General features: G+C 71.4%; 25 protein-coding genes and 1 pseudogene. 11 read left to right on the forward strand and 15 right to left on the reverse strand.

Features of this window, described 5'->3' with window-relative positions:
- Positions 1 to 111: 111 nt before the first annotated feature.
- Positions 112 to 1,086, forward strand: a complete 975-nt coding sequence (locus GFH49_RS03270) for an NAD(P)-dependent alcohol dehydrogenase (protein ID WP_155054209.1) — start codon at positions 112 to 114, stop codon at positions 1,084 to 1,086.
- Positions 1,087 to 1,109: 23 nt separating this feature from the next.
- On the opposite strand, the gene GFH49_RS03275 is transcribed toward GFH49_RS03270, so the two are convergent.
- The 5 genes from GFH49_RS03275 to GFH49_RS03295 all read right to left on the reverse strand — a co-directional run bounded on the left by GFH49_RS03275 (position 1,110) and on the right by GFH49_RS03295 (position 5,916).
- On the reverse strand, positions 1,110 to 1,469 hold the full coding sequence (locus GFH49_RS03275; RefSeq protein WP_155054310.1) for a cupin domain-containing protein: 360 nt from the start codon (positions 1,467 to 1,469) through the stop codon (positions 1,110 to 1,112).
- A 144-nt stretch (positions 1,470 to 1,613) separates the two neighbouring features.
- The gene (locus GFH49_RS03280) at positions 1,614 to 2,591 is read right to left on the reverse strand and encodes a pyridoxal-phosphate dependent enzyme (RefSeq protein ID WP_155054210.1); all 978 of its coding nucleotides are present in this window, start codon (positions 2,589 to 2,591) and stop codon (positions 1,614 to 1,616) included.
- Positions 2,588 to 3,328 carry a helix-turn-helix transcriptional regulator gene (locus GFH49_RS03285; RefSeq protein ID WP_155054211.1) on the reverse strand — a complete coding sequence of 247 codons (741 nt, stop codon included), beginning with the start codon at positions 3,326 to 3,328 and terminating at the stop codon, positions 2,588 to 2,590. The genes GFH49_RS03280 and GFH49_RS03285 overlap by 4 nt, the downstream gene beginning before the upstream one ends.
- Positions 3,329 to 3,396: 68 nt before the next feature.
- Positions 3,397 to 4,797: a glycoside hydrolase family 43 protein gene (locus tag GFH49_RS03290; RefSeq protein ID WP_155054212.1), complete on the reverse strand. Its 1,401-nt coding sequence runs from the start codon at positions 4,795 to 4,797 to the stop codon at positions 3,397 to 3,399.
- Positions 4,798 to 4,941: 144 nt separating this feature from the next.
- On the reverse strand, positions 4,942 to 5,916 hold the full coding sequence (locus GFH49_RS03295; protein WP_155054213.1) for a pirin family protein: 975 nt from the start codon (positions 5,914 to 5,916) through the stop codon (positions 4,942 to 4,944).
- Positions 5,917 to 6,019: 103 nt separating this feature from the next.
- On the opposite strand from GFH49_RS03295, the gene GFH49_RS03300 reads away from it, so the two are divergent.
- Positions 6,020 to 6,508: a MarR family winged helix-turn-helix transcriptional regulator gene (locus GFH49_RS03300; protein WP_155054214.1), complete on the forward strand. Its 489-nt coding sequence runs from the start codon at positions 6,020 to 6,022 to the stop codon at positions 6,506 to 6,508.
- An 18-nt stretch (positions 6,509 to 6,526) separates the two neighbouring features.
- The gene (locus GFH49_RS03305; RefSeq protein WP_155054215.1) at positions 6,527 to 6,973 is read left to right on the forward strand and encodes a winged helix DNA-binding protein; all 447 of its coding nucleotides are present in this window, start codon (positions 6,527 to 6,529) and stop codon (positions 6,971 to 6,973) included.
- A gap of 95 nt (positions 6,974 to 7,068) precedes the next feature.
- On the opposite strand, the gene GFH49_RS03310 is transcribed toward GFH49_RS03305, so the two are convergent.
- Positions 7,069 to 8,469, reverse strand: coding sequence for a PepSY-associated TM helix domain-containing protein (locus tag GFH49_RS03310; RefSeq protein ID WP_155054216.1), 1,401 nt, complete (start codon positions 8,467 to 8,469; stop codon positions 7,069 to 7,071).
- A gap of 145 nt (positions 8,470 to 8,614) precedes the next feature.
- Here GFH49_RS03310 and GFH49_RS03315 point away from each other — a divergent pair, with 145 nt between their 5' ends.
- Positions 8,615 to 9,265, forward strand: a complete 651-nt coding sequence (locus GFH49_RS03315; RefSeq protein WP_155054217.1) for a peptide deformylase — start codon at positions 8,615 to 8,617, stop codon at positions 9,263 to 9,265.
- A 1-nt stretch (position 9,266) separates the two neighbouring features.
- Here GFH49_RS03315 and GFH49_RS03320 read toward each other — a convergent pair whose 3' ends face one another.
- Complete coding sequence (locus GFH49_RS03320; RefSeq protein WP_155054218.1) at positions 9,267 to 10,700, reverse strand: dihydrolipoyl dehydrogenase family protein; 1,434 nt, start codon at positions 10,698 to 10,700, stop codon at positions 9,267 to 9,269.
- Between the two features lie 121 nt (positions 10,701 to 10,821).
- Between GFH49_RS03320 and trxA the strand changes: the two genes are divergently transcribed.
- Complete coding sequence (gene trxA, locus GFH49_RS03325) at positions 10,822 to 11,208, forward strand: thioredoxin (RefSeq protein WP_155054219.1); 387 nt, start codon at positions 10,822 to 10,824, stop codon at positions 11,206 to 11,208.
- A 94-nt stretch (positions 11,209 to 11,302) separates the two neighbouring features.
- Here trxA and GFH49_RS03330 read toward each other — a convergent pair.
- From GFH49_RS03330 to GFH49_RS03340, 3 genes and pseudogenes are all read right to left on the reverse strand, one after another.
- Positions 11,303 to 12,480: pseudogene (locus GFH49_RS03330) on the reverse strand (4-hydroxybenzoate 3-monooxygenase).
- A 19-nt stretch (positions 12,481 to 12,499) separates the two neighbouring features.
- Complete coding sequence (locus GFH49_RS03335) at positions 12,500 to 13,537, reverse strand: LacI family DNA-binding transcriptional regulator (protein ID WP_155054220.1); 1,038 nt, start codon at positions 13,535 to 13,537, stop codon at positions 12,500 to 12,502.
- An 89-nt stretch (positions 13,538 to 13,626) separates the two neighbouring features.
- The gene (locus GFH49_RS03340) at positions 13,627 to 14,307 is read right to left on the reverse strand and encodes a TetR/AcrR family transcriptional regulator (protein ID WP_196217833.1); all 681 of its coding nucleotides are present in this window, start codon (positions 14,305 to 14,307) and stop codon (positions 13,627 to 13,629) included.
- Positions 14,308 to 14,406: 99 nt separating this feature from the next.
- On the opposite strand from GFH49_RS03340, the gene GFH49_RS03345 reads away from it, so the two are divergent.
- On the forward strand, positions 14,407 to 14,970 hold the full coding sequence (locus GFH49_RS03345) for an NAD(P)H-dependent oxidoreductase (protein ID WP_155054221.1): 564 nt from the start codon (positions 14,407 to 14,409) through the stop codon (positions 14,968 to 14,970).
- A gap of 360 nt (positions 14,971 to 15,330) precedes the next feature.
- On the opposite strand, the gene GFH49_RS03350 is transcribed toward GFH49_RS03345, so the two are convergent.
- Positions 15,331 to 16,236: a LysR family transcriptional regulator gene (locus tag GFH49_RS03350; protein WP_155054312.1), complete on the reverse strand. Its 906-nt coding sequence runs from the start codon at positions 16,234 to 16,236 to the stop codon at positions 15,331 to 15,333.
- A gap of 114 nt (positions 16,237 to 16,350) precedes the next feature.
- Here GFH49_RS03350 and GFH49_RS03355 point away from each other — a divergent pair, with 114 nt between their 5' ends.
- Complete coding sequence (locus tag GFH49_RS03355; RefSeq protein WP_155054222.1) at positions 16,351 to 16,572, forward strand: hypothetical protein; 222 nt, start codon at positions 16,351 to 16,353, stop codon at positions 16,570 to 16,572.
- A gap of 215 nt (positions 16,573 to 16,787) precedes the next feature.
- Here GFH49_RS03355 and GFH49_RS03360 read toward each other — a convergent pair whose 3' ends face one another.
- The gene (locus GFH49_RS03360) at positions 16,788 to 17,669 is read right to left on the reverse strand and encodes an LLM class F420-dependent oxidoreductase (protein ID WP_155054223.1); all 882 of its coding nucleotides are present in this window, start codon (positions 17,667 to 17,669) and stop codon (positions 16,788 to 16,790) included.
- Between the two features lie 201 nt (positions 17,670 to 17,870).
- On the opposite strand from GFH49_RS03360, the gene GFH49_RS03365 reads away from it, so the two are divergent.
- A complete protein-coding gene (locus tag GFH49_RS03365; protein ID WP_155054224.1) occupies positions 17,871 to 18,842 on the forward strand; it encodes an alpha/beta hydrolase in 972 nt (323 codons plus the stop codon).
- 111 nt (positions 18,843 to 18,953) lie between these two features.
- Positions 18,954 to 19,949 (forward strand): helix-turn-helix domain-containing protein, encoded by a 996-nt coding sequence (locus GFH49_RS03370; RefSeq protein WP_155054225.1) that lies wholly within the window; start codon positions 18,954 to 18,956, stop codon positions 19,947 to 19,949.
- A gap of 22 nt (positions 19,950 to 19,971) precedes the next feature.
- Here the strand turns inward: GFH49_RS03370 and GFH49_RS41355 are convergent, their stop codons facing one another.
- The 3 genes from GFH49_RS41355 to GFH49_RS03385 all read right to left on the reverse strand — a co-directional run bounded on the left by GFH49_RS41355 (position 19,972) and on the right by GFH49_RS03385 (position 21,876).
- On the reverse strand, positions 19,972 to 20,139 hold the full coding sequence (locus GFH49_RS41355; protein ID WP_155054226.1) for a hypothetical protein: 168 nt from the start codon (positions 20,137 to 20,139) through the stop codon (positions 19,972 to 19,974).
- Positions 20,140 to 20,230: 91 nt separating this feature from the next.
- The gene (locus tag GFH49_RS03380; protein ID WP_155054227.1) at positions 20,231 to 20,875 is read right to left on the reverse strand and encodes an HhH-GDP family DNA glycosylase; all 645 of its coding nucleotides are present in this window, start codon (positions 20,873 to 20,875) and stop codon (positions 20,231 to 20,233) included.
- A 155-nt stretch (positions 20,876 to 21,030) separates the two neighbouring features.
- Positions 21,031 to 21,876, reverse strand: coding sequence for an EamA family transporter (locus GFH49_RS03385; RefSeq protein WP_155054228.1), 846 nt, complete (start codon positions 21,874 to 21,876; stop codon positions 21,031 to 21,033).
- Between the two features lie 119 nt (positions 21,877 to 21,995).
- Between GFH49_RS03385 and GFH49_RS03390 the strand changes: the two genes are divergently transcribed.
- Positions 21,996 to 22,229, forward strand: coding sequence for a hypothetical protein (locus GFH49_RS03390; RefSeq protein WP_155054229.1), 234 nt, complete (start codon positions 21,996 to 21,998; stop codon positions 22,227 to 22,229).
- 112 nt (positions 22,230 to 22,341) lie between these two features.
- Positions 22,342 to 22,536 carry a CsbD family protein gene (locus GFH49_RS03395; RefSeq protein WP_155054230.1) on the forward strand — a complete coding sequence of 65 codons (195 nt, stop codon included), beginning with the start codon at positions 22,342 to 22,344 and terminating at the stop codon, positions 22,534 to 22,536.
- Positions 22,537 to 22,566 lie beyond the last annotated feature (30 nt).

A 22,566-nucleotide genomic window follows, 5' to 3' on the forward strand; every position in this document is an offset into this window, starting at 1 on the left:
CCGTTCTCTCCCGGACCCCTAGGGGGCACTTCTCCGGGAGAACTGGGGCTTGCTCCTCATTCCTGAGCAGATCCCGCTCTTCTAGGCTCAGAGGTACACAGAGGGGGTTCCATGAAAGCTGTGATCCAGGACCGGTACTGCTCGGCGGACGAGCTGGAGATCAGGGAAGTCGACCAGCCGGTGCCGAAGCCCGACCAGGTGCTCGTGCGGGTGCACGCGGCGTCCGTCAACGCCAAGGACTGGCACCTCATGCACGGCGACCCGAAACTGATGCGCATCTCCATGGGGTTGCGCGGACCCAAGGTGAAGATCCGCGGCAATGACTTCGCGGGCCGGGTGGAGGCCGTCGGCAGCGAGGTGAAGGGGCTGCACCCGGGTGACGAGGTGTTCGGCGAGACCGACGGAACCTTCGCCGAGTACGCGTGCCCCCGCGCCGCGGCGGTGGCCCCGAAACCGCCCGGCCTCAGCTTCGAGCAGGCCGCCGCGATACCGGTGGCGGGGTGCACCGCGCTCATCGGCCTGCGTGACGTGGCCGGCGTGCGGTCCGGGCAGACGATCCTGATCAACGGCGCGTCCGGCGGCGTCGGCACCTTCGCGGTGCAGCTCGCGAAGGTGTACGGCCTGGACGTCACCGCGGTGTGCCGGACCCGCAACACGGACATGGTCCGCTCGCTGGGCGCGGACCATGTCGTCGACTACAGCCAGGAGGACTTCACCCGCAGCGGACGCCGGTACGACGTGGTGCTCGATCTGGTGGGCAACAAGTCGCTGGGCGAGTTCCGGAGCGTACTCACCCCGACCGGCACGCTGGTGCTGTCCGGCGGCGGGACCTACAACGGGGGCACCTTCTTCGGGCCGATGAGTCTCTTCTTCCAGGGGCGGGCGGTCGGCAGATTCGTCCGGCAGCGCGTGCTCGAACTCCCGGCGGTGGTCACCACGGAGCATCTGACGGTTCTGGGCGAACTGGCCGAGTCCGGAAAGGTCCTCCCGGTCGTCGACCGCACCTATCCGTTCGCCGAGATACCGGAGGCGATCCGGTACCTGGAGGTGGAGCACGCGCGCGCGAAGGTCGTCATCACGGTGTGACGGGCCGCGCGGACCGGCCGACGTCACTCCTGCTTCGCGTACTCCCTCGCCGTCTGCCCCTGGAAGTCGTAGACGATGACCTGCTCGTCGCCCACGACCCAGGCGTCATGTCCCGGCGAGGCGACGAAGACGTCGCCGGGGCCGACTTCCTGTTCGCCGCCGTCGTCCATGCGAATGTGCATGCGGCCTTGGAGCATGTAGCAGTTGTGGTGCATCTGGCAGCTCTCGGTGCCCGCGATCGAGGCTACGGATTCGGACCAGCGCCAGCCGGGCTCGAAGGTCGCCACGGCGAAGTCGAGATCCGTCATGTGGACGGCTTCGAGGTGGCCCCGCGGGAAATCACGGCGCTCATCCGGCTTTTCGAGGGTCTTCACTTCCAACACCATGACGTAACTCCCTTCCGGCCGCGGTTCATCACGGCCTGGGCCGGTCTCCCTGGCGGCCCTGGGCATCGCCGTCAGGCGGCCGGCCCCCTACCACTCCATGGTCCGCCCGCCCATCCGGCGCCGCCATTCGGGGAGCGCCCGTCAGATCCGGTTTCCGCAGAGTTCGGCAAACCGCCCGGCGTCCACATTGCCGCCGGAGATGATCACACCGACCCGGTGCGGCAGCGCGCCCGCCCGGCCGGTGAGCAGGGCCGCCAGCGGGGTGGCGCCGCTGGGTTCCACGACGATCTTCAGCCGCTCGAAGGCGAACCGCATCGCATCCCTGATCTCGTCGTCGCTGACCAGGGCGATCCCGTCGACCAGCCGCCGGTTCACGGAGAAGGTGAGTTCGCCGGGGGTGTGCAGGGCCTGTCCGTCGGCGATGGTGCGGGGTACCGGGATGGTGATGCGCCGGCCCGCCTCCAGCGAGCGCTTGGTGTCGTCCCCGGCCTCCGGCTCGACGCCGATCATCCGGATCCCCGGGTACAGGCCCTTGGCGGCCGTGGCGCTGCCGGCCATGAGCCCTCCGCCGCCGACCGGCGTGACCAGTGCGTCCAGCTCCCCCACTTCTTCGAGCAGTTCGAGGGCGGCGGTGCCCTGCCCCGCGATGACGTGCGGATGTTCGTACGGCGGGATGAGGGCGAGGCCCCGCTCGGCGGCCATGGCCTCACCGAGCGCGATGCGGTCGCCGGTGTAGCGGTCGTACGTCACGATCTCGGCGCCGTATCCGGCGGTGGCGTCGGTCTTGGAGCGCGGGGCGTCCTCGGGCATGAGGATCACGGCGGTGGTGCCGAGTTCGCGGGCGGCCAGGGCGACGGCCTGGGCGTGGTTGCCGGAGGAGTAGGCGGCGATGCCCCGGGCGAGCTGCTCCGGCGCCAGCCGGGACGCCGCGTTGTAGGCACCGCGGAACTTGAAGGCGCCCACGCGCTGGAAGTTCTCGCACTTGAGGAACACCTCGGCGCCGACGAGTGCGTCCAGGGTGCGTGAGCGCAGCACCGGGGTGCGGTGCGCGACGCCCTTGAGCCGGGCGGCGGCATCACGGACGGCGCCGAGGGTGACCGGCGGGGGCGTGGTCGTCACGCGTGTCCTCCATCGGGGGTCGGGGCGGCCTCGGGCCCGGTCCGTACGGCCTCGGGCCCGGTCCGTACGGCCTCGTGCTCGGCCGTGGTCCGGGCCTGGGAGAGGTAGTTGTAGGCGGAGGCCCGCGAGATGCCGAGCCGGGCGGCGACCTGCTCGATGGCACGCCGGACGGCGAACACGCCGCGTTCGTCCAGGCTGCGGAACAGCTCCAGGCGCTGGGCCCGGTCGAGCCCGGCCCAGCTGCGGTTCTGCCGGAGCTGGTGGGCGTCGAGGATGGCGTCGACGACGGAGTCGATGTCATTGCCGAACGTGATCACGGGCACCTCGCCGGCGTCAGGGCCGATTCCGGCGAGCGCGCCGAGCAGCGCCTGGGCATCCTGTACGGCGGTGACGTCCAGGTTGACGCACAGGGCGCCGAAGACCTCGCCGGTCGAGTCCCGCAGCACCATCGTCGACGCCTTGACCATCTTGCCGGCCTCGGTGCGGGTCACGTAGTTCAGCTCGTCGCGTGCCGCGTCGCCGCGGGCGAGGACGCGCATGCCGATCTCGCTCATCGCCCCGCCCACGGCACGTCCGGTCACCGAACCGGCCACGGCGACCACCGACTTCTCCGGGCGCCGGTAGTCGTGGAGCACCACCTCGCACATGGGGCCGAAGGTCGCCGCGAGCCCGTCGACCACGGGCCTCAGCGCGGCGACGATCGCGTCCCGCTCCGCATCCAGACTTCTTCGCTTCACAGTCTTTAGACTAGCAGTCCAGCCTCTGTACTGGTAGTCCAGATATGCGGCGTCCGACGGCGAACCCCTCAGTAGCCGACGTAGAACGTGGCGTCCTGCTGTTCCGTGGTGGTCGAGACGGGGTCGATGCGCAGGGCGTAGTCGGAGTGCCTGATGTACCGGGTCGGGTTGTTGTACGAGCGGAACGACGACCAGGAGGAGTCGGCGAGCCCCGCGGTCCGGTAGAAGGTGGCGTCGGCGGCGAACGTGGACGTGCCGTCGTTCTCGTCCAGCCTCAGGTTGTAGCTGTAGTGGCGCAGATGGCGGGACGGGTAGTTGACCGACTGGAAGGAGACGCCCGCCGAGTCGGCGAGACCCGGCACGAGCCGCCACTGCGAGTCGGGATACGGGTCGAAGGGGTATGCGTCGATCCGGCCCACGAAACCGCTGTGCCGGATGTAGCGGGCCGGATAGTTGTACGACTTCAGCCGGTTCCAGGCGGGGGCGCCCCAGGCCGACACCAGATCGCTGTACTGGGCCGAGGTGATCGGCTGTATGCCGCAGTGCTTGGAGTTGAGCGGCTGGGTGTACCGACGCTGGTCGAGCGCGGTCCAGGTGCCGGCCGCGAGGTTCGTGGTCTGCCAGGCGTAGAAGACGCCGTTCGGCGTGTAGGTGTCGCCCCAGAGGTACCAGGTGTCGGACGTCAGGGACTTCACGACGGTGGGGGCCTCGGTGCCGCCCTGCGCGGCGGGCGTGCTGAAGACCGTGAAGCTGCCCGGGTCGAGCGAGGTGGATCTGGCGCCGACGAGGGTCTCGTTCCGCTTGTAGTACAGGTAGTTGACCCCGTTCACGCCCACGGTCAGGTTCCCGTCGATGATGTCGTAGCCGGGGTCGAAGAACACCTGAGGGTTCTCGGTCGTCCGGAAGTCGGTGGTGTAGCTGACCATGATCACGTTGTGGCCGCTGCTGTTCACCGACGAGTAGAGGATCCCGTACCGGCCGCGCCCGGCGTCCCAGAAGGCCTCCGGGGCCCAACTGTGCGTGTTCGTCATGTCGTGCAGCTTCAGCAGCCGGTAGCCGGTGAAGGTACGCAGGTCGGCCGAGTCCCAGACGTGGATGTACACGCTGTTGCGGGACCAGTCGGTGCCGCTGAGGTCCGTCGCCAGCACGACGAACGTGCCGTCCTGCTTGCGCAGGATGAACGGGTCGCGCAGCCCGCCCGCACCGGCGGTCGGTGTGACCACGGGGTTGTTCTGGTTCAGCGGCATCCACTGCAGGCCGTCGGTGCTGACGGCCAGATGCAGGCCGTAGTTGGCCTCCAGCATGGTCGTGGACTCGGTGAAGTAGCACATGACGTACGCCGAGTCGGCCGCGTGGGCCGTTCCCGCGCCGAGGGCCAGCGTGCCGGTCACGGCCAGCGGCACGGTTGCGGCCATGCCGAGGAACTGACGGCGCGAGGGGCGGGGTCCGGGCTGGGCACTGCTGCTCATCTACCCTCCAAGAGGTCACCGATTTCCGGTATTTCGAACGCAGTTCGGTGAATCGATCAGAAGGTAGAGGCGTGATGACGGTGCGTCAATTGTTCCGTCAGGCCTTGCTGATTCCTGTGAGACAGCCGGGTCGGCCGAGAACGGTCAGGCCGGTCGGCGCACCCTGCCCCGCGGCTTCAGCGGGACCGGCGGCAGTTCCGGCGCCGGGAGCGGATCACCGTCGTAACCCTTCACCGCACCGAAACGCGAGCCGGTCATCCAGTCCTGGCGGGCCTGTTCGATCTCGGCCTGGGTGCGTCCGATGAAGTTCCACCACATGATCAGCTCCTCCTCGAACGGCTCGCCGCCGAGCAGCATCAGCCCGGCGTCCGACACGGCGCGCAGTGGCAGTTCGGCGCGACCGCAGCCGAGATAGAGCATCGAGCCGGGCAGCACCGGCACCCCGTCCACCAGCGCTTCGCCGGACATCGACAGCACGGCGTACTCGAAGTCCGGCTCCAGCGGCAGGCGTACGTCCGCACCGCCGGCGAGGGCCAGGTCGGCGCCGACGATCGGGGTGTACGTCGTGCCGGGTGAGGCGGCGCCGTCGAGCTCGCCGAGGATCATCGTGACCCTGAGGCCGGGCGCCGTGACGACGGGCAACTCGCCGTGGTGCTCGAAGTGCGGTTCGGTGTGACGGCGACCGTCGGGGAGGGCGACCCACAGCTGGGCGCCGTGCAGGAAGCGGGCGTGTGAGCGGGGACTCTCCTCGGAGTGGCTGATCGCGCGGCCCGAGGTCATCAGGCCCAGTTCGCGCGGGCGGATGGTCTGCAGGCTGCCCGTCGAGTCGCGGTGCAGCACCTCGCCCTCATGCAGCCAGCTCACCGTCTGCAGGCCCATGTGCGGGTGCGGCGGAACCTGCATACCGGGCTCGTCGGCGATGTCGTCGGGGCCGTAGTGATCGACGAAGCACCAGGCGCCGACCATACGGCGGCCCAGATTGGGCAGCAGGCGGCGGACCTCGGTGGACTCGCCGAGCTTGACGTGGCGAGGGCTGAGAAGTTCCCGCACGGGCTCCGCCACGACGAAGCCGCGGCCGCCGCACAGAGCGGGAACCGCCTCGCGATCAAGATTGCTCATGGCGCCCAACCTAGCTCCGCGGAAGTCCCCGCGTCAGTCCGACGCAGGCCGGTCACATCCGAAAATAGTAGCCATGGCTATAGTATCCATGTACTCTATTCTCATGAGCACGGCTTCCGAGGGCGCGACGCCCGGTTTCCTGGTCTGGCGGCTGTCCACGAAGTGGCGGGTCGCGGTCGATCGCGCGATGACCCCGCTGGGACTGACGCACGCGCAGTACTCGCTGATGGCCTCGTTGTACGGCATGCAGCGCAGCGGCGAGCGCCCCAGCCAGCGGCGCCTCGCCGACCACACCGGTCTTGAGCCGCTGTATGTCTCCAAACTGGCGCGAACCCTCGAAACGGCCGGACTGCTCGAACGCACCCGGGATCCCCGCGACCCGCGCGCGGTGCAACTGGCCCTGACCGAGCAGGGCCGTGAGCGGACCCGGCAGGCGATCAAGGTCGTCCACCGCCTGCTGCGGCAGATGCTGGAGCCGCTCGGCGGCCTCGACAGCCCGCGCACCCGGGAGTTCACCCGCGATCTGGCGATTTTGCTCGACGCACCTCTTGACCCGTTCGCCATGGACAGTGAGTCCGACAACGAACACTGAGTCCGACAAGGAGCAGTCATGACCACCACCACTCCCCCGGTCGACCCCCGTGTCATAGCTCTGGCCCACTACGCCGCCCGCGCGCTCCTCGAACGCGTGCTGACCCGTCACGGCGCCACGTTCCAGCAGTCCGTCACCCTCCGGCTCGCAGCCATGGACGGCGGACCGGTCGAGCGGGACCGCCTCGTCGACGGAGTCGTCGGCGCGCTGAAGATCGAGCCGTCGGAGGCCCACTCCGTGGTCGATGAACTGCTCGCCGCGGACCTGCTGGCGCCTCAGGAGCCGTCCCGGGTACGGATCACGGACGCCGGCCGGGAGCTGTACGCCCGGACCTCGGCCGGGACCGCCCCCATCACCGCCCGGATCTACGCCGGTATCCCGGCGGAGGAACTGGCCACCGCCGGACGGGTCCTGACCCTCATCACCGAGCGGGCCAACGCCGAACTGGCCGCCATGGCCCCCTGACCCAGCACTGGAACATGGACCCACCGTGCCGCGTCGACGGCGCCGGACGAGGCAAGGAGGTCACGGGTGGACACGACGTACTACGACGCCCGGGTTCATGCCTTCGCGTTGCCCGGCGTCCGTCGTCTCCGCCGGTGGGCGGCCTCCCCGAGCACGACGTCCACCACGATGAACGCGGCCAGCGGAATGCCGAGCAGCGGCACGAAGTAGCCGACGACGGCGATCACGGCGACCAGCGGGACGAGGATCTGCGGCGGCACCTGCTGCCAGGCGCCGCGCGGGATCGGCCGGCCGAAGGCGGAGCCGCGTCCGCGCTGCCACCACATGCGGTAGCCCAGCAGGATCAGCACGATCAGGCTGAGCGCGAGGAGCATCAGGGCGATCTGGTTGACCAGGCCGAAGAGGACTCCGGTGTGCAGATCGATGCCCCAGCGGGTCAGCTTCGCGAGCAGCGGGTAGTCGTCGAACCGCAGCACGTCGGTGACCTCGCCGGTGGCCGGGTCGATCGCGACCGAGTCCTGCTTCTCCGGCCAGCTGCGCTGCACCTGCTTGACGACGTACGCGGACGACTCGTCGGCGGGCGGGACGATCTCGACCGGGTCGCCGAGCCCTTCGGAACGCGCGGCGGCCAGGATGTCGTCGAGGCCGACACCGTGCTCGGCGCTTCCGCCGGAGCCGGAGGCGGCACCGTGGCCGTCGTGGTCACCGCCCGCGGAAGCCGAGACCGACGGTGTGGAGTGGCCGAGCGAGGTCCGCAGCTCGTCGATGTTGGCGCCGGCGTATGCCGACCAGGTCAGGCCGGTGGCCGACAGGAAGAAGAACCCGATCGCGGCCCAGACGCCCACGGTCCCGTGCAGGCCCAGTGTGCGGCGCCGCCCGCTGGTGCCCCGTACCTTGCGCAGGGCCCGGCGGCGGGACAGCCACAGCACCACGCCGCCGCCCGCGATCACCCACAGCCAGCTCGCGGCGAACTCGCTGTAGAGACGGCCGTTCTCACCGAGGTGCAGGTCCCGGTGGAACTCGTCGATCCAGGTACGCAGGGGCAGCGCGCCGGTCGAGCCGTACTGTTCGAGGGCGCCACGCACCTCGGCCGTGTACGGGTCGACGAACACGGCGAGCGTATAGGCGTCGTCGACGCCCTCGACGCCGGACAGCAGCACCCGGGTGCTCGCGTCGTCCTCCGGGGAGGGGCGTACCGCCGAGACCGTGCCCTCGGGATGCGCCTCGCGGGCGGCGGCCACCTGCTCGGAGATCGGCAGCTTGGTGTCGCCGACCGGGACGGTCATCTCATCCGCGTACACGATCTTCTCGGCCTGGAACGAGGCGGCGTAGAGCAGCCCGGTGGTGGCGGCGACGAGCAGGAACGGCGCGACGACGAGGCCCGCGTAGAAGTGCAGACGCAGGATCAGGGGGCGGAGCGGGGCCCATCTGCTGGCGGACGGCGCCGGGGCGGCTTTCGGGGCCTCGTCCGTGGAGGTCGAGGGAGCGATGGACATCGGCGGCTTCTCCGGGGCTCGGGACGTTTCTCTGCTCTGGCGGTCCAGTAGTCGGGGGAAGATGCCGCCGAGTTCCCGGCGCCCGGAGTGACGTACGCCACATGACTGCGAGCCGGTGGTCGTGGTGCCGTGGCATTCTGGCGCGATGGCATCTCCCCGCGATCGCGCGCCCCTTGCCGAGTCCGTCGAGGAACTCCTCGCCGCCGAAGGGCCGCTGACCATCGTCGAGGCGGGCGACCCGGTACTGCGGCACGCGGCCGAGCCCTTCGACGGACAGCTTGACTCCGCGCTCCTGGCCCGCTTCGTCGCGGCGCTGCGCAGCACGATGCACGCGGCACCGGGCGTGGGTCTGGCGGCCCCGCAGGTAGGGGTGGAGCTGCGGATCGCGGTCATGGAGGACCCGGCACCGGTTCCCGAAGAGGTACGGACGGCACGCGGGCGGGTGCCGCAGCCGTTCCGGGTGCTGGTCAATCCGTCGTACGAAACCGTCGGCCCCGACCGGGCCGCGTTCTTCGAGGGCTGCCTCGGTGTGCCCGGCTGGCAGGCGGTGGTGGCACGGCACACCGCGGTACGGCTGACGGGCGAGGACGAGTACGGCCGTCCCCTGGACGAGGTCCTCAGCGGCTGGCCCGCGCGGATCGTGCAGCACGAGACGGACCACCTCGACGGCACGCTGTATCTCGACCGCGCGGAGCTGCGCTCGCTCTCCTCCAGCCGGGCGACGGCCGAGCGCTGGGCGCAGCCGACGCCGGATGCGGCGGCGGCTGCGCTGGGGTTCCGGCTGGCGAGGGAGTGAGTCAGTTGTCCCGGTAGGCCTCCAGCAGGCGCAGCCAGACCTCGCTGATGGTCGGGTAGGACGGCACCGCGTGCCACAGGCGGCCGATCGGGACCTGTCCGGCGACCGCGATCGTGGCCGAGTGGATCAGTTCGCCGACGCCGGGGCCGACGAAGGTGACGCCGAGGAGGATCTCGCGTTCCAGGTCGACGACCATGCGGGCGCGGCCGCGGTAGCCGTCGGCGTAGAGGCCCGCGCCGGCCACCGAGGACAGCTCGACGTCCACGGCGCGGACGCGGTGGCCCGCCTGTTCCGCCTCGGCGAGGGAGAGTCCTACGGCCGCCGCCTCCGGGTCGGTGAACACGACCTGGGGTACGGCCGCGTGGTCGGCGGTGGCGGCGTGGGCGCCCCACGGGTCCGACTCCAGGAGCGGTACGCCAAAGGCGCGGGCGGCGATGGCGGCGCCCGCGATCCGGGCCTGGTACTTGCCCTGGTGGGTGAGGAGGGCGCGGTGGTTGACGTCTCCGACCGCGTAGAGCCAGTCGCTGCCGGTGACGCGCAGGCTGTCGTCGACCGGCAGCCAGGAGCCCGGCTCCAGACCGACCGTGTCCAGGCCGATGTCGTCGGTGCGCGGAGCGCGCCCGGTGGCGAAGAGGATCTCGTCGCCCTCGACCCGGTCGCCGGTCTCGGTCACGGCCACGACCGTGCCGTTCTCCCGGGTCACCGAGGCGAGCGAGGTGCCGGTGCGGACGTCCACCCCCGCTTCCGTGAGACCGTCGCCGACCAGTTCGCCGGCGAAGGGCTCCATGCGGCCCAGCAGGCCCTTGCCGCGGACGAGGAGCGTGACCTGCGAGCCGAGGGCCTGCCAGGCGGCGGCCATCTCGGTGGCGACGACGCCGCCGCCCACCACGATCAGCCGGCCGGGCGCGGCCTTCGCGCTGGTGGCCTCGCGACTGGTCCAGGGCCTGACGTCGGCGAGCCCGGGCAGATCGGGCACGACGGCGCTGCTGCCGGTGGCGACGGCGACGGCGTGCCGTGCGGTCAGGACGTGCCGTTCGCCGTCCGGGCCGGTCACGGTGACCTCGCGGGGGCCGGTCAGGCGCCCGTGGCCGCGGTAGAGGCCGGCGCCGATGCCGTCGATCCACTGGACCTGGCCGTCGTCCTTCCAGTGGGAGGTGAAGCCGTCGCGCCGGGCGAGGACCGCCGCCGTGTCGAGGGGGCCCTGCACCGACTGCCGCAGACCGGCGAGGCGGCGGGCGTCGGCCTGGGCGATGACCGGGCGCAGCAGCGCCTTGCTGGGCATGCACGCCCAGTACGAGCATTCGCCGCCGACCAGCTCGCTCTCCACGACCGCGGTGGCAAGGCCGGCCGCGCGGGTGCGGTCGGCGACGTTCTCCCCCACGGGCCCGGCTCCGAGCACCACTACGTCGTACACGTTGGAATCCGTTTCCGTCATGGGGTCAGTCTGGAGGGTGGTGTGCGCTGTGGCCACACGGGTACGTGCGCGGAATACGCAACGGGTCGGACGTGTTGTGCGGACGGCTTCGCCCCGACATCAGGAAGAGGGACATCACGCCATGAGCAGCACTGTGGAGCTCACCAAGGAGAACTTCGACCAGACGGTCACGGACAACGACTTCGTCCTGATCGACTTCTGGGCGTCCTGGTGCGGGCCGTGCCGTCAGTTCGCCCCGGTCTACGAGCAGGCCGCCCAGGACAACCCCGACCTGGTGTTCGGCAAGGTCGACACGGAGGCGCAGCCGGAGCTGGCCGCCGCGTTCAACATCCGGTCGATTCCGACGCTGATGATCGTCCGGGACCGGGTCGCCGTCTTCGCGCAGCCCGGCGCCCTGCCCGAGGCCGCGCTGACCGACGTCATCGGACAGGCCAGGAAGCTCGACATGGACGAGGTCCGCAAGGCCGTCGCGGAGCAGCAGGCGGGCGCCGAGCAGAACGGGGCGTGAGCGCGGGCCTGATGCCATGACCACGTCGCCGTGTGCGCGGCGGCGTGGCGCACAGTGCCCGAGGGCCTGTTCTGAGTTGTCCCGCCTGCGCCCCCTACAGCGTCAGCGGCAGTCCCGTGTAGTTGGCGGCCAGTTCGGCGGCCGCGTGGCGGGATGCGGTGATCCGGCGCAGGCGGGCCCGCTGGAGCCGGTCGTCGAAGGCGTCCCCGTCCGGGCGTACGTGCAGCATCCGCGTCATGTCGTAGGAGAAACGGGTCGCCTGCCAGACCCGGGCGAGGCACAACTGCGAGTATCTGTCGAGGAGTTGCTCGGCTCCCGTGCGGTGCAGTTCGCTGAAGGCGCGGGCGAGGACGCGTACGTCGGACACGGCCAGGTTGAGGCCCTTGGCCCCGGTGGGCGGCACGATGTGGGCGGCGTCCCCGGCGAGCAGCAGCCGTCCGTGGCGCATCGGTTCGTGGAGGTGACTCCGCATCGGTGTCACGGACTTGGCGGTGATCGGGCCGCGGCTCAGGGTCCAGTCGGCGTCGATGGCGAAGCGGGCGGCGAGTTCGTCCCAGATGCGGTCGTCCGGCCAGTCGTCGGGGTCGGTGCCGTTCGGGACCTGCAGATACAGCCGGGAGACGCTCGGTGAGCGCATGCTGTGCAGGGCGAAGCCGCGATCGCCCCGCGCGTAGATCAACTCGTCGCAGGAGGGCGGGACTTCGGCGAGGATCCCGAGCCATGAGTACGGGTAGTCGTGCGTGTACGTCCGGCTGGTCGCGGCCGGGAAGCTGTCCCGGGCGATGCCGTGGGAGCCGTCGCAGCCGACCACCCAGTCGCAGTCCAGCGCCTGCTCGCGGCCCTCGTGCCGGAACCGTACGACGGGCGCCTCGCTCTCCGGCTTCTCCACGGCGAGCACCTCAGCCTCGAACAACAACGGTGGCCCCTCGGCCAGTTGCAGCGCGACGAGGTCTTTCACGAGCTCCGTCTGGGCGTAGATCGTGACGGTACGGCCGCCGGTCAGGGCCGGGAAGTCGATGTGGTGCCGTTCCCGGTCGAAGCGCAGTTCGATGCCCTGGTGGACCAGCCCCTCGGCGTCGAGGCGGTCGGCGGCGCCGGCCTCCCGCAGGGCGTCGACCGTGCCCTGCTCCAGCTTCCGGCGCGCTGGCGCTGTTCGACGTAGTCCCTGGTCCTGCTCTCCAGCAGGACGCAGTCGATCCCCGCCCGGTGCAGCAGGCGGGCGAGGAGCAGTCCGGCGGGGCCGCCGCCGATGATGCCTACCGTCGTGCGCATGGTGCGCCTCTCCTGGAGTTCAGCTGGATTCCCGGTGCACCGCCGTGGCGCCGAGCACGGTGTGCCGCTCAGGCGCGGCGTCCGCGTCGCGCACGGCGCGGTCGACGAGTTCGGCGAGGTCACGGCCGGACGGCAGCTCGATGTGGACCGTGCTCAGCCGGGGCCGCAGCAGCCGTCCGAGCATCAGGTCGTCGGCTCCGATGATCGCCGTGTCCCCGGGAATGTCGACCCCCTCGTCCTGCAGCGCGCGCATCAGCAGCATCGCGTACTCGTCGTTGTACGCGAACACGGCGTCCAGGTCGAGGTCCCGCCAGCGCGCGGCGAGCCGGGCGCCCGCCGACTCCTCGTACGCGAGGCGCAGTTCGGTGACGGTCGCGTCGGTGCCGTGCAGGGCGCGGCGTACGCCTGTGAGACGGGGCGTGGAGAAGGTCTCCATGCCGGGCTCATCGGGTAGGACGACACCGATCCGGCGCCGGCCCCGGTCGTACAGATGGGTGGCGGCACAGTGGCCGACGGTCTCGTGGTCCATGAGCAGGGCGTGGGCGCCGTCGACGGTTTCGGGGCCGAGGGTGACGACGGCCCGGGCCCCGGAACCCTTCAGCACCGTGACGCCCTGCGGGCCGAGCCGGGTGCCCGGGACGAGGACGGCGACGGGCCGCAACTCCGCCCAGGCGCGGGCGGCTTCGTCGCCTTGCAGGCCTACGGTGCCGTACTGGACGACCGTGTAGTCGAGCCGGCTGAGTGCCCACTGGAGTTCGTTGATGAACTGGCTGTAGAGCGGGCCGACCGGGATGGTCGGGGCGGGCATCAGGACCAGCCGGCTGTGCCCGGCGCGCAGGCTGCGGGCGGCGGCGTGCGGCACGTACCCGAGTTCCTTCGCCGCCTCGTGGACCCGGCGACGGGTCGGCTCGCTGATCCGGACGGCGCTGGTGTTGTTGAGGACGTAGGAGACGGTCGCACGCGAGACGCCGGCCAGGCGGGCCACATCGGCGCTCGTGGGCACGGAGCGCTGGGCGGGCGTCGCCGAGGGGGCGGGCGTTTTCGGTATCTGCACCATGACGTACCGCATCTTGGCAGAGAGCAGAGCCGGGGGTGCGGGCGGGATCGGATGGATGACGATTGTACGAAGTGTTGCCACGAAAAGGCTCAGTTGGGCGGCTCGGTACCCGTGACGCGGGCGACCAGGTCGACCCAGCCCGTCGCCAGCCGCTCCAACGGCATCCCGCACTGCTTGGTCAGATAGTGGATCGCGGAGGGGTCGAGGTAGCCCAGCAGGGTCTGGGCGAGTATCTCGCAGTCGGCGTTGGGCACGATCTGCCGCAGCAGGATCACCACGTGCATGCGCAGCGCCCGGTGCGGCGGGGCCGAGTACCGGCGGGCAGGTTCCGACTGAGAGGCCAGGTGCAGTTCCAGCTGCTCGGCCGAGCGGTAGAGCACGGCCAGGCCGAACGCCCGCAGCCGCTCGACCGGCGGTGCCCCCGGTCCCAGGGGCGGCGGCCCGCCGAGGAAGTCGGCCTGCAGCTTCCGTGACGAATGGTCGAGCAGCGCCATCAGCAGGCCGGTGCGGTCGCCGAACCGGCGGAAGACCGTGCCCTTGCCCACCTTGGCCGCCGCGGCCACGGCCTCCATCGTGACCCCGGCCACACCGTGCTCGGCGATCAGCTCCGCGGCGGCCTCCAGCAGCCGGGCCCGGTTGCGGGCCGCGTCGGCGCGCAGGCACGGCGCGTCCCCGGCGCTGCCGAGCTGCAGCAACTCGGCTTCGCCTGAAGGTACTTGAGGCTGCGGGAAGGGTGGCAGAGAGGCGGACATGAAGACAGCGTAAAGCATCGGGAAGAAACTGGACCGCGGTCCGGTTATGCTGATACAACATTCAACGGACCATGGTCCGGATCATTTGCGGCACTGTTTCAGCACTCTGGAGTTCGCATGTCTGTTCGTATCCTGGCGCTCGTCGGCAGTCTTCGCGCCGGCTCGCACAACCGTCAGCTCGCCGAGGCAGCCGTCAAGCTGGCCCCGGAGGGCGCGGAAGTCCACTTGTTCGAGGGCCTGGCCGAGATCCCCTTCTACAACGAGGACCTCGACATCGAGGGCAGCGTCCCGGCCCCGGCCGCCAAGCTGCGCGAGGCCGCGCAGGCCTCCGACGGGTTCCTGTTCTTCTCGCCCGAGTACAACGGCTCCGTCCCGGCCGTCCTGAAGAACGCCATCGACTGGCTGTCCCGCCCGTACGGCGCCGGCGCCTTCGGCGGCAAGCCGGTCGCCGTGATCGGCACCGCCTTCGGCCAGTACGGCGGCGTGTGGGCGCAGGACGAGACCCGCAAGTCCGTGGGCATCGCCGGCGGCAAGGTGCTGGACGACGTCAAGCTGTCCATCCCCGGTTCCCTGACCCGCTTCGCCGAGACGCACCCGGCCGACGACGCCGAGGTCGCCGCGGACCTCGCCGAGGTCATCGCCCGGCTGCACGGGCACGCCGGCGAGACCTCGGCGGCGTGAGCGACGCCCCGCGCCCACGGGGGCCGTGGGCGCGGGTGGGATGCTGCCGGCGAAGTCGGCCGGTGCTCGCCAACTGACGGCTGAGCCTCAGCGACGCGGCACGCTGCCCCGGTGTCGCGGGTGTCGCGGGTATCGCGGGGTGTCGCGGGGTGTCGCGGGGTGTCGCGGCGTGTCGCGGCGTGTCGCGGGGTGTCGCGGGGTGTCGCTGAGAATGAGCAGACGCTTGGCGACTGGCCACACGCTTGGCGACTGGGCACACGGTTGGCGACTGGGCACACGGTTGGAGACTTGGCGCACGGTGGTTCTCGCCTCGTCCGATGCGCCGGACAGCAGCCCCCGAGAGCTCCGGCCCGGTGCGGGTCAGGCCACCGCGCCGGGTGCCAGCTCGCGCAGTTCCGCCAGCGCGGCCGCGACCGCGGGGCGCTCGTGGCCGCCGCGGCGCGTGCAGGTGAGGAGCTTGCGGTGCGGGTCGGCCGCGCACGGCACCCGGGTGACGGGCAGATGCGGCATCAGCTGCGCCAGCCGTGGGATCAGCGCGACGCCGAGCCCGTGCGCGACGAGATGGGCCATCCCGTTCCAGTCCATCGCCTGGTGCACGACATCCGGAGTGAACCCGGCCGCCCCGCACGCCGACAGCACATGCGGTCGGCAGGGGCTGTCCGGCACGGGAGCGATCCAGGACTCGTGTGCCGCCTCCGCCAGGTCGATCCGGCCTCGCCCGGCCAGGGGATGCCCCTCGGGCACCACGAGGTCGAACGGGTCGTCCAGCAGCGGCTGTTGGTCGAAGCGGGCGTCGCTCAAGGGCGGATTGACCACGGTGGCCTCGACGACCGCCAGATCGCTCTCCCCCTCGAAGAGCAAATTGAAGCTCTCCGGCACCACCGCCTCCTGGACCCGTACGTCCAGACGCGGATGGCGTCCGCGCAGCCGCGCCGCCATGGGCGCCAGCAACACCGCGACGGCCAGCGGGAATCCGCACGCGCGCAAGAGCCCCGCGGGTTCGCCCTGGCCGGCCCGGAGGTCCAGTTCGGCCTGGTCCCAGCGGGCCTGGATCGCATCGGCGTGCGCGAGCAGGCTCTCCGCGGCCGGTGTGAGGCGTACCCCGCGGCCCTGCGGTTCGAGGAGGTCGACGCCCAGATCGCGGGCCAGCTGCCGGATCTGCTGGGAGGCGGCGGACGGCGTGAAGTGCAGGGCGTGGGCGGCCGCGGTGACCGTGCCGTAGTGGGCGACGGCCCTGAGGACGTGCAGTCGGCGCAGGTCAATCATGAAGTCCACGCTTCAAGGTGAAGTCCACAAAGTCAACCTGGACGTGTACGGAGGCCGCGCTGCACCCTGGCTGTGTCGCGACGGCCAACCAGCCATGACGTCCAAGGAGTTCCCATGACCAGCACGACCGGCACCGTCTGCCCGCACTGCGGCTGGCCCGACGGCGCCGAGCCCTTCCAGGTCGTCTCCCGGCACGTCACCGCGGCCGGCGGAACGGTGTGGACCCGCTGCGGCTGCGGCTCGCTCCAGGTCCGGGTCATCGACGACCACGGCATGCGAATCGTCTCCCGCAGCCGCCCCGCCGCCCCCGCGGAGCCGACCCCTGCGAGCCGGTGAGCGGCACGGCTACCCGAGCCGGACGGGCAACTGGGCTTCTCGCCCAGCCGAGCCCAACAGCCACCCACACACACCGAACCCCGCGAGCCCACGCGCGGCACGACCACCCGAGCCCGACAGGCCGCCCCCTCAGCCAAGCCCGGCCAGCCACCCCGCAGACCACGCCCTGCGAGCCCACGCGCGGCACGACCACCCGAGCCGGACGGGACGCTCGCTCAGTCGAGCGCGGCCAGCCGCTGAACGGCCGGGGCAGCGAAGTCCTCGATCCACGCGGCCGGTTCGCCCGTGCGCGGGCCGAGGATGACCGTGTCGATGCCGAGCTTGGTGTAGCCCGTGATGTCCCGGGTGAAGGCGTCGAGGTCGCCGTGGGTGGCGGCCTCACCGGTGTGGACGATGGTCTTGCGGATCGCGTCGTAGTCGCGCCCCTCGGTGTCGCAGTGGCGGCGCAGCACGTCGAACTTGTGCCTGAGCTGCTCGGGTGAGGAGACGATCAGGTTGCAGGCGTCCGCGTACCGGGCGACCAGTCGCAGCGTCTTCTGCTCGCCGCCGCCACCGATCATGATCTCCGGGTGCGGCGAGCTGACCGGCGCCGGGACGCACAGGGTCTCGGCGAGCCGGTAGTGCTTGCCCTCGAAGGGGCCGTTCGCCTCCGGGTCCCACATCTGGAGGCAGATCCGCAGCGTCTCCTCCAGCCGTTCGAAACGCTCGGCGGTCGAGGGGTACGGCACGCCGAGCCCCTGGTGCTCGCGGTCGTACCAGGCCGCGCCGATACCGAGGGTGGCCCGGCCGCCGGACAGCACGTCGAGCGTGGTGGCGATCTTCGCGAGGAGTCCCGGGTGGCGGTACGTCACTCCGGTCACCAGCGCGCCCAGCCGGACCGTGGAGGTGCGGCCGGCGAGGTAGCCCAGGGTGGTGTAGGCCTCCAGCATGGGGTCCTCGGCCCGGTCGTTGAACTCCATCTGGAAGTAGTGGTCCATCACGGACAGCCAGCTCACGCCCGCCGCCTCGGCCGCGGCCCCCGCCGCGGCGAGTTCGGCGCCGAGCACGGGCCCGCCCCCGGCATGGTCGAACCGGTTGATGTGCACGCCCACGCGCATGTTCGTCTCCGTCCGTGCGGACCGTCACCGACTCCGGTGACGGTAGAACTTGGAGCGCTCTCGAAGTCAAGGCGGCCCGGTGCGCCGTGCCACCCGCCGTACGGCGGGCAGGTTCCGCCGTACGGCGGCGCTCCCGAACCGTGCCGTGCGCGGATCATGACTGCAGGAGCCGCCGCGCGACGGCGTGAGTGAGGAGAAGCCATGACTCAGGTGCCGCCCCCGTTCGACCCCGAGCTCGCCGCCGCGCTGGAGGCGATCAAGGACATGATCTCGCCCAGTCTCACCTCGGAGGAGATCGAGGCGGTGCGGACCGGCCCGGGAATCCAGCTGCTGGGAGAGCTGGACCTGACCGACGGCGGGTTCTTCGAGGTCGAGGACCGGGCCGTGCCGGGGCCGGAGGGAGCCCCGGACATCTCGCTGCTGATCTGCCGTCCGGCCGCCGAGCCGGCCGCGGGCCCGCGTCCGGTCATCTACTACGTCCACGGCGGCGGCATGGTCCTCGGCACCAACCGGGTCGGCGTGGACGGACCGCTGGCCTGGGCCCGTGAGCTGGACGCGGTCGTGGTGTCCGTCGAGTACCGGCTGGCGCCGGAGCATCCGCATCCCGCGCCGGTCGAGGACGTGTACGCGGGTCTGCTGTGGACGGCGGAGCACGCCGACGAGATCACCGGGGACCCGGAGCGGATCGTCATCGCCGGAGCCAGCGCGGGCGGCGGGCTGTGCGCGGCGCTGGCTCTGCTCACCCGTGACCGCAAGGGCCCGCAGCCGATCGGGCAGTTCCTGCAGTGCCCGATGCTGGACGACCGCAACGACACGCCGTCGTCGTACCAGATGGCGGGCCTCGGCATATGGGACCGCACGTCCAACGAGACCGGCTGGACGGCGCTGCTCGGCGAGGCGCGCGGCGGCCCGGACGTGCCCGCCTATGCGGCACCGGCCCGGGCCGAGGACCTGACCGGGCTGCCGCCGGCCTTCCTGGACGTCGGTTCCGCGGAGACCTTCCGGGACGAGGTCGTCGCCTACGCCTCACGCCTGTGGCAGGCCGGTGGCGTGGCCGAACTGCATGTGTGGCCGGGCGGCTTCCACGGCTTCGACGGCTTCGCCCCGCAGGCGGCCCTGTCCCAGGCGGCCCGGGCGGCACAGCTGCGGTGGCTGCGGCGGATCCTGGGGTAGTGAGGCCCGACCACACCCACCACCCGAACCCACCCCGACCGAGCCCGCACGGCCCGGATCCGGTCCGTCCGCAGACTCCTCCCAGCCGTCGCCATGCCGCACCATGGTCGTATGAAAGAGCTGGCCGGACGCCTGACGGCGCTGGATCCGGACGCCGGTGCCGCCGTGCGGGTCATCGCTTACTTCGACCGCCTCTCCGAGTCGCGGGCCGGTCTGGAGGCGCTGGTGCGCGGGGCGGCCGTACTGTCCGGGGTGCCGGCGCGGCTGTTCGACGCCGACCGGCGGGTGCAGGTGCGTGTGGAGCCGGACGGCACCCGGCAGGACTCCGACCTCCCGCCGGATCCCGGCTGGCCGTCCGCGGCACTGACCCCGGACGGTGCACCGGCGCTGTGGCTGGAGCGCGCGGCGGCGCAGCCCAGTGTGGTCGACGCGGTGATCCTGGAACGGGCCGCCGGTGCCGTACGGCGGGTCCTCGACCGTACCCGCGGCCGGGCCCCGATCGACGACCCCGCCCTGGTCGAAACCGTCCTCGACGCCACCGCCCCGGAGGCGGCCCGACTGCACGCCGCCCGCCGGCTGGGCCTGGACCCCGCGGGACAGGCCCGCGCCCTGGCCCCGTACGACGGCCGCCCCCGGATCGCACCGGCGCACCCGGAGACCGAGCCACCGCACGCCGGACACCGCTTGGGCATCGGCCCCGTCGTCCCCGTGCTCGACCTGCCGCGCTCCTGGACCGCGGCCCGCACCGCCCTGCGCTTCACGGCGGACGGCACCGCACAGGATCCCGGCGCGCGCGTGGTCCACGCCGACGACCTGGGCGGTATCGCACTCCTCGCCGACCTGGTCGTACCCGGTGCCGAACCGCCGCCCGACGTCCGCGCCGTGGACACGGCTGCCGCGGCGACGCCCTGGCTGCTGGCCACGCTGCACGCGGTCGCCTCGACGGCGAGCCTGCGCGCGGCGGCCACCGAGATCAACGTCCACCACTCCACCCTCCAGGACCGGCTGGCCCACGCCGAGCAGCTGCTGGGCTGGCCGGTGCGCACCCCCCAGGGCCGGCTCAGGCTGCAACTGGCCCTGACCATGCGGCACTTGGCGCGCGCGTAGCCGGCGACTCGCCCTACCCGCCCTACCGCCCTACCGCCCTACCGCACTCGAAAGCCATCCCGCCCATCAGTGTGCGGTAGGGCCCGATGCGCACGGCGTCGGCGAAGTACTCGTCCTCGCTGCGTCCGGCCAGCAGCCGCTCCCGGCAGAGCTGCTGGGGCGTGGCCGTCACCGCATTACGCAACGCCATGGCCCCAAGCCAACACCCGCCCCGTTGAATACTCAACGGGGCGAGTATGCAGACACCGGCCAGTGGCCCGGGGCAGCTGTCCGGCGGATCGTCACGCCGCGTTCGCCGCGTCGAGCACCTCGTCGGCCAGCGGCTTGTCGAGGGCCGCGTGGACCAGGCCGTCCGCGAGCCGGGGTACGTCACGCTCGCTCACGAATCCGGCCAGCTTGTCGGGCGACGTCGGCAGTCCGAGCCGGCGCGCACCGTCCTGGGCCTTGCGATCGAAGTACGGTGCGAACTCCGGCCATATGCCCTGCACGTCGCGCAAGAAGATATCGGCTCCCGTGGGACCGATCCCGGGTATGTCCTGGAGGGCTTTCCTGGGGTCGGATTCCTCGCGCAGGCGCCGTAGATCGCCTCCGTAGCGTTCCAGCAGCAGTTCGGCCCCCTTGCCGAGCATGGTCGCGGTCCGTTCGTCGTAACGGCGGTAGCCGCCCTCACCGAGCGCGTCGACGCGTTCCTGCCAGGACGCGTCCGCCATCGAGCGGGCGTCGCGCATTCCTGCGTCGAACAGCGCCTTTGCCGCCGCCACCGCGATATCGGCCTTGATACGGGCGCTGAGCAGGATCGCCAGCACGAGCGTCTGGTAAAGGGGGCCGGGGGTATTACGCAGCCTGATCCCGGCCTGCGCCGCGTAGGTGCGCTCCTGCCGGTCGAGCAGGGCCCGGACCACCGCGTTGTCGGTCTTCGCACTCATTGTCAGGCCACCGATTCAACGGTTCGTGCTTTTACGGTCATTCCCTCGCGGGCTTCATCTCGCGGGCTTCATCGGAGTTTCGAGGTCCGCTTCACTGTCGGCCTCCGTGTACCCGCGCCAGGTCCGGTCGATGCGGCCCTACGGCAACCAGCCGCTCACCCCAGACTGAGCAGGACGATCGCGGCGCCCGCGATCAGCAGACCCGACATCTGGGTCCGGGTGACCCTCTCGTGCAGGACGGCCAGACCCAGGGCCGTCGGGACCGCCGGGTACAGGGAGGCCAGGACCACGGCGACGGCCAGTATCTGCTCGTGGGCGGCGAGGAGATACAGGATGAGGGCGAACGCCGCTCCCGCTCCGGTCAGGACCGCACAGCCCAGCAACCGGACGGGCCCGCGGAACTCGGGCGCGTGCCGCCGGACGCCCGGAAGCAGAAGGAGAACCGCGGCGGTGCGGCCGATGGCCACGGGCCACAGTCCGCTCGCCGGATCCGCCTGGGCGAGGCCGATGTACTGCACCGCCACTCCCCCGCTGGCGATCAGGCCGTCCGCCGGCAGCCGCCGCCCGGAACGGGCCCGGCTGCCGTGACCGTCGCCGCCGGCGGAGACCAGCCACAGAGCGGGAACGGTGGCGCAGATGCCCAACCACGCGAGCGGAGTGGGCCGGTCACCCAGCAGGAAGACGCCGCACAGCACCGACAGCGCCACCCCGGTGACCGCGCTCACGGGGACCACGACGCTCATGGCACCACGGCTCAGGCCGCGGTTGAGGAAGTGCATGGTCACCGCGCTTCCGGCGCCGGACGCCGCGCCCCACGCGACATCCGCGGAATGGACGGCTGTCGCGGGCGTCAGCAGCGCGGCGACGGCGGCCAGGAGCAGGCCCCCGACCTGACCGAGGAAGGTGACGACGGCGAAGTGGACCCGGCGTGACAGCAGCCCGCCGGCGAAGTCGACGATGCCGTAGCAGACCGCGGAGGCCAGCGCGAGCAGAGCACCCATCCGCTTCAGGTGCCCGCCGAAGCCGTCGCCATCCGCCGGTGACCAGCACTCGGGAGGCCGTGTACGCCCCGCCGCTCGGGGTACTCGATCGTTCCGTTCAGGACAGGAGGAGGTTCACCATGACCAGCAGCACGGAGACCGGTGGGATCACGGGCACGCAGGACAAGGACTACGACCTGATCTGGTACGTCGAGGCCTGCCTGGACAACGCGCTGCGGCTGGAGTCGTACATTCAGGACGCCGAGCGCGATAGGGACACGGAGGTCGTGGACCTGTTCCGCAAGGCGCAGGCCGACAGCCGCAAGGGCGCCGAACTGGGCAAGGAGTTGCTGCGGACGCGGCTGGGCGGCTGACGCCCGGCCGTCCGGCGGCGCGCTGCCTACACAGCGTCACCGTCCGACGCGCGCGGCCCGCCCCACCCGCTTACGTTGGGCGGGCAAGCCCTGTCTCACCCAAGGAGGAGCCATGGCCGACAAGGGCCGCGCGGACAAGATGAAGGGCAAGGCCAAGGAGATGACCGGTAAGGTCACCGGCGATCGCGAGATGCAGTCCGAGGGCAGGCTTGAGCAGGCACGCGGGGAAGCCAAGAAGCTCAAGGGCAAGGCTCAGGAGAACATGCAGCAGCCGGGGACGCGCTCCGCCAAGCGCGACCGCACCTGAACCTCGCGACGCTGCCGCCGCGGACACGTT

Source organism: Streptomyces blattellae (genome assembly GCF_009709555.1).
Classification (GTDB): domain Bacteria; phylum Actinomycetota; class Actinomycetes; order Streptomycetales; family Streptomycetaceae; genus Streptomyces; species Streptomyces blattellae.